This window comes from Roseibium sp. R5, assembly GCF_055755305.1.
This window is the reverse complement of the sequence record NZ_CM146910.1, coordinates 4,065,195-4,076,902: the sequence shown is the minus strand read 5'-3', so window position 1 is coordinate 4,076,902 and position 11,708 is coordinate 4,065,195. Positions and strand designations below refer to the sequence as shown.

Sequence of the window (11,708 nt, the reverse complement as noted above, 5' to 3'; positions counted from 1 at the left end):
ATTGACCCAGCACGCTCAGTCTGTCACCACGCACGTAAGGGAATACTCCCGAAAAGAAGAAAACGGGATATCCCAGTGCATCCGAGCCAGATTCAGGACCTTGTCGAACACTGCGAGCAGTATCGCACTCCGAACAATGCAACTGCTCTTTTCCAGGTTCTAACGACCTTGCCATTGTTCGTTGCTCTGGTTGCCGCCATGTATGCCGCGGTTGATATCAGCTATTGGATCACGCTGGCCCTATCTGTCCCGACCGCCGGGTTGATTGTCCGCTTGTTCATCATTCAGCATGACTGCGGCCACGGATCGTTCTTCTCGTCCAAAACGGCCAACGATACGACCGGGCGGCTGATGAGCATCCTGACGCTGACACCCTATGCGTATTGGCAGCGGGCGCATGCGCTTCACCATGCGACATCATCCAACCTTGACCGGCGCGGCTTTGGTGACATTGACACGCTGACGGTTGAGGAATTCCGGTCTCTGCCGCTGTACAAACGCATCTGGTACCGGATCTATCGGAATCCGCTTTTCATGACATTCGTCGGCGGTGTTCTGCACTTTCTGATTATCCAGCGGCTCCCGTTCACTGTTCAGCGTCCGTCCTGGAGGATGACAGCCAGCGTGCTCCTATTGGATCTTGCCATTGTCGCCGTCTACGGCACACTCGCGTTCTTCATGGGGTGGGTGCACTTCGTGCTCGTTTTTGCACCGATCGTGGTGCTGTCAGCCGCAGCCGGGGTCTGGCTCTTCTACATCCAGCACCAGTTCGAAGAAACACATTGGTCGCGCGATGGCGTTTGGGACCGGAAAACCGCGGCAATCCTCGGCTCGTCTTATTATGAGTTGCCAGCGATCCTCAATTGGTTCACAGGCAACATCGGGTTGCATCACATCCACCATCTTTGCAGTCACATTCCAAATTACCGTTTGCAGGAATGCATGGCGGGGAAGCCGGAGCTGGCCTCCATCAATAAGCTCACCATTTGGGAAAGCCTGAAAAGCGCGCATCTGGCGCTATGGGATGAAGACGCCAAACGGCTTGTACCGTTCTCGGCGGCTTGAACTCTGCGGAGCAGAACCCCGATGCGTATGCGCCGTTGAGTGACGGCTCGGATGAAGAAATCCGGGCGCACTGTTACCGGCCGGTGTATGAAATACGGGCGTTTGTTTGAAGGAAAGCTCCCGTGACCGACACTTTCTGCCGCTTGTCTCAAGATGCCGCCGCTCCAGAAACCGATGCTCCAGCGCCGGACCGGTTGATATCAGGATCACCTGAATTCACCACCTGGAACGTCGAAGAGCGAGATGGCCTTTATTGCGGCATTTGGCGCTCCACGCCGGAAAAATGGCGGATTCAGTATGACGAATGGGAATACTGCTGCATCCTCGATGGCCACTCTGTCCTGACAGACTCGGACGGGCAGAAGCATCACGTGAAAGCTGGAGACAGTATTATCCTGCGGCCAGGGTTTTCCGGCACCTGGGAAGTTTTGGAAACCACCACCAAGGAATACGTCATTCGTCTGTAAGACGGCCGGGATCGATCGACTGCGTGCAGTCGGCCGACAAAACTCTGCAGCGGTTGTCTAGAAACGGAAGGCGACGCCGGCCATCGGCCCGTGCGTGACGGTGTCATAGGAAAATGCCTCTGTGCCGGATTTTCCGTTGTCATAGTCCACGCCGGTCGCCTTGTAATGCAGATGCATCGCCCAACGCTCGTTGAAGTGATAGCCGACGCCGGCCTGCGCGCCCCATGTGAAGTCAGAGACCAACCCGAACCCGCCAACGTTGGCACTTCCGAATAGAGACCATTTGTCGTTCAGGAAATGCTGCCCGCGCAGCCCGATGACCGGATCGATCCATTGTTCGGTGATCGTCCTGGAAAAGGAATTGCGCGGCACGTTCGCGGTGACATCGATCTGATTGTACCACCAGCGTCCGCCCGCATAGGCTTCCAGCCAGCTTGAATCCTGTCTCCAGAAGCGGTAGCCAAAAAAGGCTTCGCTCACCAGCTGCTTGACCCCGGCACTGACAGTGCCTCCGACGCGCGGGAATGTTCGGCCAGACCCGAGATCCATATACGCAATGTCGAGGGTTGCACCGAACCGGCCGTCATACAGCGCTTCGAAATGTCCCATCGCGCCGAACTGCAAGTTCTCAAAGATGGTTCCAGGCGACACGTCAAGAGATGTATTCGGCAAGCGGCCAATCGTCGTGTCGCCCTGAATGGTCGGCGCAAGCAGATAAGGCGCAATCACGAACTCCCAGCTGCGTTCAACGCGAAGATCCGGTGTGGATGTGGCAGGGGGCGGCGAGGGGAGATCGGCAGCGGCGCTAGGATTGGCAAGTACAATGGCAGCTACCAATGAACAGGCCAGCAAAGCGCTGGAAAACAAGGTCGTTTGGATCACTCGGTGTATCGTTATTGACCCACTCATTTGAGCTGACCCTCTTTTGAGGCTTCTACATCTTTCACGATGCGAAACCCGATGTGGTTTGTGCCAAGGCTGCGTTCTGCATTCTGGCGGGCGGCGGGTCGGTATCTCAGGCAATAGGACGGAGCGCAAAGCCAGGATCCGCCTTTGACGACATTCATTGCTCCAACGCTTGAATGAGAGAAACTGGCTGCCAGGATCTCTGGTGGCCCGTCCGGGTCGGTTGCGGCAATTTCCGGGTGTCCAGGCACCCACCAGTCGGAGACATGCTCCCAAACGTTTCCGGCCATGTCGTAAAGGCCGTAGGCATTTGGCGGAAAGGAGCCGACGGGAGCTGTTCCGTGATGGCCGTCTTCCTTGGTGTCGACACTTGGAAAGAGGCCTTGCCATGTGTTGGCCTTCCAACCTTGCCCCGGATCATAACCGTCACCCCAGGTGTATTCCGCGCCCTCGATACCGCCGCGAGCGGCAAATTCCCATTCCGCTTCGGTCGGCAATCGGCCGTCGGCCCACTTGGCGTAGGCTCGGGCGTCTTCCGGTGAGATCTGAACCACCGGGTGGTCGTCCATGTTCTCGATTGAGCTGTTGGGGCCTTCCGGGTTTTGCCAGTCTGCGCCTGGGACATAGCGCCACCAAACGCGGAAGTCTGTCAGGTCCACCTTGCCGGGCGGCTGGGCAAAAACCATCGATCCAGCGCGCAGCAGGTCTTTTGGAAGGCTGGGGTTTTCTGCGGGGTCCAAGTCCCGCTCGGCGGTGGTGACATAGCCGGTCGCCTCGACAAAGGCCCGGAATTCGGCATTCGTGACTTCGGTTTTCTTGATTTGGAAGGGACTGACCGTGACTTGCCGCTCAATTGCCTCCTCACGGTAGTGCTCATTCGAGCCCATCGTGAAGGTCCCGCCGTCCAGAGAAATAAAATCACCGTTTGCCTGAGAAGCCGAGCTGATTGCCAGAGTAAGAGCGGTCAGTCCGAGGAAACTGGAAACTACCAGCCTCAAATTATTGCCTTTTTTCAGTTGCCTGGCTCCCATGGAAACACTGATCCCCGATCCTCATCCATTTTGGCCGATGATCGATCGCCGCTTGTAGATCCTTACGTCTCGGATAATTGGCAGTGAAGTTGTCATCGAGCAGTCCGCGTTTGATCAAAAGTTACTGAGAGTGGACGACCTCATCCAAGATCTTACCACGAGTGCCACTGGGTGCCTTGATCCTCAAGTAGGCGGCAACCGTCGGCGCGAGGTCGACTGTTTCAACCCGCGCCGGGATGCGGCTCGCTTTCATCCCCGGCCGGGAAAAGATGATCGGGACATGCGTATCATAGGTCCAGGGGGATCCATGGTGCGAGGCAACATGAAGCCCGTCAAAATCACCCACAAACCAATGCGGTTCAAATACGACGTAAACGTCGCCGGACCGTGAGGCATGAAAATTCGCCAGCACTGCATCGCTGACACTCGTCTTGGCAATCGCAGCACTTGCGAGATCCTCGCTGGATATCGCGTAGGCAATGGCCGGCATCTTTTGCAGTTCTCTGGCGAGAGCCCGGGCAACGTCCGCTTTTTCTAGTCCTTTGTCAGCAATCAGTTGTTCGTTGAGATAGACGTAAGGCTGGGAAAAAGAAGAAATGAGCTCCTGAGCGACCCCAAACTCAGAAATGAGAGCTTTCGCGGCAGGTTCCTTGTCTATGTCATCGAAAGTGAAATAGCCGGCCGGAATACCGAGATATTCCAGGTAACCCGGGACTTCCGCGCCGCCGTGGTCTGCGGACAAAACGACCAGGGTATGTTCCAAACCGATCTTTTGATCCACATGGTCCAGCAGCTGGCCAATGGTTTTATCAAGACGGCGCAGATTGTCCTCAGCTTCCAAGCTTGATGGGCCGAAAATGTGGCCAACATAATCAGTCGATGAAAAGCTGACCGAGAGATAATCGGTCACATCGTCTGCACCGATATCCTCTTTATCGATCAGTGTTTTGGCAAAAGATGCCGTCAACTCATCGCCCGCCGGGCTGAGCGTCAAAAACGTCGTATAGTACTTGCTGTCCCAAGCGCCGAATGGATGCGGAAAAGTGCGGCCAAATCCCGGAAAGTCGGTTTCCCACTCCGCATCATCGAAGGCAGCAAACCGATAGGTTTGTTCAGGATCAGTCAGCTCCCAATCTGTATAGGCGTAGGCCAGGACATGCCCGGCGTCGTTCCAGGCGTTAACCCAGTCTGGATAGGTGTCCATGTAGTAGCTCGACGTGACAAACCGGCCGTCGCTCTTTGAGAACCAGTAGGCTGTTCCGACGTGGCCGGCCATAGAGATGGCACCGCGATCCTTGACGGACACCCCGAATATCTTCGAAACCCCAGCATTCGCGATCGCGATTTCATCAGATAAGGTAGATGACAAGATCGACGCAGGGGAGCGTCCATCAGATGTCGCAGCCCGCTGTGTCGGATCGATTTCGGTAGCCTGATCGACACCGGACTTCGCCAGCAGCGGATAATTAGGATCCTGAACGTTGTAAAACGGCTTCCCGGTACCCCGGTCGAACCAGAGGTTGGCAACCATTCCGTGAACGGCGGGATCGGTGCCTGTTGCCAATGTGGTATGGCCGACAATTGTCTCTGTGTTGGCGTGCCTGTGATGGGCGTTTGTATAATAGATGCCGTTTTGAAGAAGGCGTTTGAACCCAGTGTCTCCAAAGTGCGCAATGTTCCGGTCGATCAAGTCACCACGCAGCTGATCAACGGTAATCTGCAAGACCAGCTTGGGCTGCTCCCGGGCTTCGGCTTGAGCCGATGTGGCAGCACTCAGCGCCAAGATCCCAACAAACAACCAACGCATTTGCATGGTCAAAGCGCAGACCTGATTTTCTTAAAGGCTTTGGACAACTCATCGCCAAGCAAGGAGGTGGCTTCGCTGATGTTCTGCGCGGATTCGCCGAGTTTTGCCTCAGCTTCGAAACTGTCCCACTTCTTTTCCAGCTCGTCCCATTCCTCCTGCAGCTCTTTGCTGCCCAAGTGGATTTTCAGTTTCACCTCGTCGCGGGTTTGCTTGAGTTCGTCCACGATGTCTTTGATATCTGGCATTTCTTGGCTCCGGAGACTGAGAATGGGGCATCCTATGATGCCCCATTTTGTCTATCTAGTTCTTATTGAGCGCCACTTGGCGTCGAGAGTTTATCCATCACCTGATCCAGCGAGAAGCTGGCCGCTTTCTGGCGCGGCGGGAATTCCTGGAAGGTGGCCAGGAAATTCGCAACGTATTGCTGTGCAGGCACAAGCAGATACACCCGGTCGATCAACCAGTCGTAGTACGTGTTGGACGTTCTGTAAGACCGTTCATACGGGTCGCGGCGCAGGTTGAAGATCAGCGGGACACGCAATGGGGTGAACGGCTCGATCCAGGCCCGCAGTGTCGTGTAGGCCTTCTGCTCCATGAAGATCATCTTCCAGTCGGCATACCGCAGAGCGGTCAGGTCCCCATCGTCAGAGAAATAGAAGATCTCCTGACGCGGTCCCTTGGCTTCTTCGCCAAGCAGGTGGGGCAAGAAGTTGTAACCGTCCAGATGGACCTTGTACTCGCGACCGATCGCTTGCACACCGCCATCCTTGAGTTGTTCCTTGATGTCAGGAACACCGGCTGCGGCCAGATAAGTCGGCAACCAGTCCATGTGGTGCATGATCTCGTTGGACACGGAACCCGCTTCGATCTTGCCCGGCCAGCGGACCATGGACGGAACACGCCAACCACCTTCCCAGTTGGTGTTCTTCTCGCCGAAGAACGGCGTCGCTGCGGCATCCGGCCAGGTGTTGTAATGCGGGCCGTTGTCGGTGGAATAGTGAACGATGGTGTTGTCGGCGATGCCAAGTTCATCGATCAGGTCCAGAAGCTGGCCGACATGCATGTCATGCTCGATCATGCCAGCGGTGTATTCATCGACTGTCCGGCCGGCAATGTCGCTCGCCTGATCCATCATTTCTGGCTTTACATGGGTGCGGAAGTGCATCCGTGTCCCGTTCCACCAGACGTAAAACGGTTGACCTTGCTCATGCGCCCGTTTGATGAAGTCCACAGCTGCGGCAAGTGTTTCCTCATCCACCGTTTCCATACGCTTCTTGGTGAGTGGGCCGGTGTCTTCGATTGTCCCGTCTGCCGATGACTTGATGACACCGCGGGGACCGAAGGTTTCCCGGAAGGTGCGCCCGTCCGGCATGATGACATCGCCCGGATAATCGGCGTTTTCAGGCTCTTCCTCGGCGTTCAGGTGATAAAGGTTGCCGAAGAACTCATCGAAGCCGTGATTGGTTGGCAGATGTTCGTCCTTGTCACCCAGGTGGTTTTTGCCGAACTGCCCGGTCACGTAGCCTTCGGCTTTCAAAAGACCGGCGATCGTCGGATCTTCTTCCTGCATGCCGAGATCAGCGCCGGGCAGGCCGACCTTCGACAGACCGGTGCGGAACACGCTTTGACCCATGATGTAGGACGAGCGGCCTGCCGTGCACGATTGCTCGCCGTAATAGTCGGTGAATATCATGCCTTCATTGGCGACGCGGTCGATATTCGGGGTGCGGTAGCCCATCAAGCCCATTGTGTAGGCAGAGATGTTGGACTGACCCACATCATCACCCCAAATGACAAGGATGTTGGGTTTGGTTTCCTGAGCCGATACCGGGGCAATCCCTGCCACCGCGAGGGAGGCGATTGAAAGTGCAATCACTTTTAATCGACTGGAGATAAATGAATAACGCATGAAGCCTCGCAATCTGTGAGGTGATGGGTACGTGCGGTTGTATTGCGGAAGAAAATTTCAGCATACGTGAACAGTCTATGCGCAATATCTGTTCACGGGAAAGTTAAAAATAACGCTGCGTTATTTGTTTTTGGCTTTGCGCAGGTTTTGGTGGCGCATCATCTGAAGGGGCGACGGCAGCGTTGAAAAATCGCATGTGACGGGCTGCCGCATGGCGTGTCGCCGCACTTCGCCGGTTTCACATTGAGTAAGTGGAATCCCTCATCCATATGTTGGCTCAGTAATCAACCACAACCAGGCCTTCGGGCCGGGAAAGAGCCATGGAAGAACTTCTTCTCAGCCGAATCCAGTTTGCGGCCAACATTTCGTTTCACATCCTATTCCCAACAATCACCATCGCGCTGGGGTGGGTGCTGCTGTTCTTCAAACTGAGGTTCAATGCGACAGGCGATGACCGCTGGATGGCGGCATACATGTTCTGGGTGAAGATTTTCGCCCTGTCCTTTGGCCTCGGCGTCGTAAGCGGCATTACGATGAGCTTCCAGTTCGGCACCAATTGGCCGGGCTTTATGGAAACAGTCGGCAATGTCGCTGGTCCGTTGCTCGCATATGAAGTTTTGACAGCCTTCTTCCTTGAGGCAGCCTTCCTTGGAATCATGTTGTTCGGTGCGTCGCGTGTTCCGAACTGGCTGCACACGCTTGCGACCTTCCTTGTTGCATTCGGAACCACTGTCAGCGCGTTCTGGATCCTTGTCTTGAATTCCTGGATGCACACACCGACCGGTTTTGAGCTGCGCGACGGGATTGTTCATGCCACTGACTGGTGGGCCATCATCTTCAACCCGTCCATGCCCTACCGTTTGGTGCATATGCTCCTCGCCAGCGGCTTGACCGTTGCATTCCTTATTCTCGGCATCTCGGCCTTCCGCCGTCTGATCGGCGATCAGTCCAAAGGCGTTCGCGTCACCTTCAAAACTGGCGCGTGGATGGCTGCCATCCTCATCCCGGTACAGATCTATGCTGGCGATCTGCACGGCCTCAACACCTTGGAGCATCAGCCGCAAAAGGTTGCGGCCATGGAAGGCAATTGGGAAACCTCGTCCCATGTGCCGCTGTTGCTCTTCGCCTTGCCGGATGAGGAGAAGCGACAGAACGATTTTGAGATCGGCATTCCGAGCGGCGCGTCGCTCATCCTGAAACACGATCCGGCTGGTGTGGTCCCAGGCCTGAACGATTTTTATGCCGAAGATGGGACCGCGCTTCATCCGCCGGTCGCGCCGGTCTTCTGGTCTTTCCGCGTGATGGTCGGGACAGGCGTGCTGATGCTCGCCATGAGCTGGGCGACTGTCATCATGATGCGCCGGAACCCCGGTGTGGACGGCTTGAACCCGTGGCTGCTGCGCGGCCTTGTGGCCATGACTTTCTCCGGTTGGCTGGCGACACTTGCAGGCTGGTACACAACGGAAATCGGCCGTCAGCCTTGGCTGGTCCAAGGCGTCCTGACAACCGAGGCGGCTGTTGCGGATGTCCCGGCGCCCATGGTTGCGACAACGCTTGCAGCTTACTTGATCGTTTATGCGGTTCTGCTGGTGGCCTATATCACGGTCATCTTCCGGCTGGCCCGCAAGGCGAGCAACCCCGAAGACACCAGGCCGCATTCCGGTGCTGCCCAAGTGGCCCTGGTCCCGGCGGAGTAAGACAACATGACCTATTTTGGTGATCCAACAGTCTGGCTTCCGCTGGCCTTCGCCGCTCTCATGGGCATCTCTATCCTCGTCTACGTTGTGCTCGACGGATTTGACCTTGGGGTGGGCATCCTTCTGCCCCTCGGGGATGAGGAAGAAAAAGACCGCATGATCGCGGCGATCGGCCCCTTTTGGGATGCCAACGAGACATGGCTGGTGCTCGCGGTGGGGTTGTTGCTCGTGGCATTTCCCGTGGCTCATGGCGTCATCCTGACCGCGCTTTATCTCCCCGTTGCTGTCATGCTGATCGGGCTCATCTTGCGCGGCGTTGCGTTCGAATTCCGCGCAAAGACCACCGGCAAGCAGAAGCATCGCTGGAATCAGGCGTTCTTTTTTGGCTCTGTATCAGCCTCGCTCGCACAGGGGTATATGCTCGGTCTCTACATCATGGGCCTGGAACACACACCTGCCACAGTTGCCTTTGGTGTTTTGACAGCGCTTTGTCTGACGGCCGGTTACGGCTTTATCGGTGCGACCTGGCTGATCATCAAATCCGAAGGCAGCCTGCAGATGAAGGCGATCCGTTGGGCCCGGACGCGGCTTTGGGGTGTGGTCTTGGGTTTCGGTGCGATCTCGCTGGCAAGCCCGTTGGTCAGCGACCGCATCTTCGAAAAATGGTTTTCCTTTCCCTCGATGATCCTGCTGGCGCCCCTGCCATTGATGTCGGCTCTTTTGGTCTTCATCCTGTACACAGCGCTGCAGCACCTGCCGGCCAGAGACGACAAGTGGGCGTGGGTGCCGTTCACCGCAACGGCCAGCCTGTTCCTTCTGGCATTCGCAGGATTGGCTTATTCCTTCTACCCCTACGTGGTACCGGAGCAGCTCACCCTTTATGAAAGCGCCAGTGCGCCGGAAAGCCTGTTTATCATCCTGCTTGGGGCCTTGTTCGTACTGCCGGTGATCATCGGCTACACTATCCTCGCCTACACCGTCTTCCGCGGTAAGGCGACCGAGCTGCGCTACGACTAGACCTTGGTTAGCGGGGGACTAGGCCGGTGCTGCCTTCTCTCCCTCTGCCGAGTTTTCGGAACCGGTTGTTTCAAGGGCATGGATGGCAAGGCTTTGCCCGGCTTCCTGCATGGTCAGGTAGGTTTGGTCGGCCCCGGCTTCGGTGATTTGAGCCACGTGATCGGCATGCAGGGCATGGCTGACGATCGTGCCGGAAAAGCCACTGGCCCGCAGCATGCGTGCTGCGATCAGTTTGGCCTCAAGATCATCCATTGCCAGAACTGCTGCGGTGATTTTGCTGAGGTCGACGCTGTTCCAGAAATTGCTGTCTTCTGCGTCCGCAAAGATGACATTGCGACCAGCTTCCGCATGGCCCTGGACCTTATAAATGTCTGCATCCAAACCAATGGGGCGGTGCTCTTTTTCAATCAGAGCATTGTAGGCGGCGGTCCCGGTGCGCCCCATCCCGAATACCAGGATATCCGCGTCTCCAAGGTCTTTGGGTTGTTCGTCCGGGTGACGCGTCGACAGTTCAAACCGTTGCAATTGAGGTTCGAACCGTTCGAAAATCTGGTGCGCAAAGCGATTGAGGGGCGCGGCTATCAGGAAAGACACCGACACAGCAATCGCAAGAGGGACGAGATAGTCCTGAGCGGCCGGGATCCCGGCCGCGACGATCAAGCCGAATTCACTATAAGCTGTCAGCGACAAGGCCGTGACGAAGGAGGTTCTTGCCCGGAGTTTGAAAGCGATCAGGACGGCAAAAAACAGGATGCCCTTCAAGGGCAACAGTGCTGCCAGAACCAACGCAAAGACGATCGCATTCGAGTCCGGGAGCCCGGACATTCCGATCGATAGAAAAAAGCCGATCAGGAAGACTTCTTTGAGCGCCCAAAGTGAGCTGGACAATTCACCTGCCCGGGGGTGACCGGAGAGCAGAAGCCCCATAACGAGCGCACCGATCTCGCCTTTCAATCCGATGATCTCGAAACCGACACCGCCGATGACCAGGCTGAGCATCATGCCGGTCAACAACAAGACTTCGTCGTGCCCGGCAAGATCCAGCAACTTGAACAGGACCGGCCTCAGCAGAGGCGTTGCGAAAATCAAAAGAGCCCAGGGACCAGGCAGTTTTCCGGCAAAGATTGCCAAAACCACCAGCGCGATAATGTCTTGCACGATCAGGATGCCGATGGCGGTCCGCCCATGAAATGTGCCGAGCTCGCGCTTGGCCTCAAGGATCTTTGCCGAGAGCACGGTGGAGGAAAAGGCGAGGGCGATGCCAACAAGCAGCGCACCCATCCATTCGGATGTGAAGAGCAGCCAGATGATCGGTGTGAACACGCCAATGGACACGATAAAATGGATCAGCGCGCCGCCAACCACTTGCGGTTCGGTTATCTGCCTGAGTTTCAGCTTCAAACCGATGGTGAACAACAGCATCAAAACGCCGAGTTCGGCGACGTAATCAAGGATTGGGCCCGTTTCGCCCGGCATTCCAAAGCGCGGTCCGATCAGGTTGATGAAAAAGCCAGCGGCCAGAAAGCCAACAAGCGGCGGGAGGCCGACCTGCCGGACAGCAAGCCCGAACACGAACGCTGTTCCGATCGCAAAGACTTCAAAGTGCATGCCGGTCTCACCTGTTGGTTCGTGCCCTAACGGTAGTCGTCAATTCTTGGGCGATTCCCTGCGCACATCAATCGTCTTGGGTCGATTCAATCACTGGGTCCGGGGGCGTGACTTCGAACCGATAACTTGGTCTTTCAAATTGAAAGACATCAGGCCCCTGGATTTGCCTTCAGTGACGAGAAGACAAAGGGTACAAAGACG

The 11,708-nt window shown here is 56.3% G+C and carries 10 protein-coding genes; 4 read left to right on the top strand and 6 right to left on the bottom strand.

Annotated elements, in window-relative coordinates:
• Positions 1-75: 75 nt before the first annotated feature.
• Positions 76-1,065 (top strand): fatty acid desaturase, encoded by a 990-nt coding sequence (locus AC0J4F_RS18980; RefSeq protein WP_473024339.1) that lies wholly within the window; start codon positions 76-78, stop codon positions 1,063-1,065.
• Between the two features lie 122 nt (positions 1,066-1,187).
• Entirely contained in the window at positions 1,188-1,532 is a 345-nt protein-coding gene (locus AC0J4F_RS18975) for a cupin domain-containing protein (RefSeq protein ID WP_473024338.1), read from the top strand.
• 57 nt (positions 1,533-1,589) lie between these two features.
• On the opposite strand, the gene AC0J4F_RS18970 is transcribed toward AC0J4F_RS18975, so the two are convergent.
• The 5 genes from AC0J4F_RS18970 to AC0J4F_RS18950 all read right to left on the bottom strand — a co-directional run bounded on the left by AC0J4F_RS18970 (position 1,590) and on the right by AC0J4F_RS18950 (position 7,185).
• Positions 1,590-2,414 (bottom strand): outer membrane protein, encoded by an 825-nt coding sequence (locus AC0J4F_RS18970; RefSeq protein ID WP_473024337.1) that lies wholly within the window; start codon positions 2,412-2,414, stop codon positions 1,590-1,592.
• 23 nt (positions 2,415-2,437) lie between these two features.
• Complete coding sequence (locus AC0J4F_RS18965; RefSeq protein WP_473024336.1) at positions 2,438-3,469, bottom strand: formylglycine-generating enzyme family protein; 1,032 nt, start codon at positions 3,467-3,469, stop codon at positions 2,438-2,440.
• Positions 3,470-3,590: 121 nt separating this feature from the next.
• A complete protein-coding gene (locus AC0J4F_RS18960) occupies positions 3,591-5,276 on the bottom strand; it encodes an alkaline phosphatase family protein (protein ID WP_473024335.1) in 1,686 nt (561 codons plus the stop codon).
• Between the two features lie 8 nt (positions 5,277-5,284).
• On the bottom strand, positions 5,285-5,521 hold the full coding sequence (locus AC0J4F_RS18955; RefSeq protein WP_133950206.1) for a hypothetical protein: 237 nt from the start codon (positions 5,519-5,521) through the stop codon (positions 5,285-5,287).
• A 62-nt stretch (positions 5,522-5,583) separates the two neighbouring features.
• Positions 5,584-7,185, bottom strand: a complete 1,602-nt coding sequence (locus AC0J4F_RS18950; RefSeq protein ID WP_133950204.1) for an arylsulfatase — start codon at positions 7,183-7,185, stop codon at positions 5,584-5,586.
• A gap of 320 nt (positions 7,186-7,505) precedes the next feature.
• On the opposite strand from AC0J4F_RS18950, the gene AC0J4F_RS18945 reads away from it, so the two are divergent.
• Together AC0J4F_RS18945 and AC0J4F_RS18940 are read left to right on the top strand one after the other, a co-directional pair.
• Positions 7,506-8,882, top strand: coding sequence for a cytochrome ubiquinol oxidase subunit I (locus AC0J4F_RS18945; protein WP_133950203.1), 1,377 nt, complete (start codon positions 7,506-7,508; stop codon positions 8,880-8,882).
• A 6-nt stretch (positions 8,883-8,888) separates the two neighbouring features.
• A complete protein-coding gene (locus AC0J4F_RS18940; RefSeq protein ID WP_133950201.1) occupies positions 8,889-9,899 on the top strand; it encodes a cytochrome d ubiquinol oxidase subunit II in 1,011 nt (336 codons plus the stop codon).
• Between the two features lie 18 nt (positions 9,900-9,917).
• Here the strand turns inward: AC0J4F_RS18940 and AC0J4F_RS18935 are convergent, their stop codons facing one another.
• On the bottom strand, positions 9,918-11,507 hold the full coding sequence (locus AC0J4F_RS18935; protein ID WP_473024334.1) for a cation:proton antiporter domain-containing protein: 1,590 nt from the start codon (positions 11,505-11,507) through the stop codon (positions 9,918-9,920).
• Between the last annotated feature and the right edge of the window lie 201 nt (positions 11,508-11,708).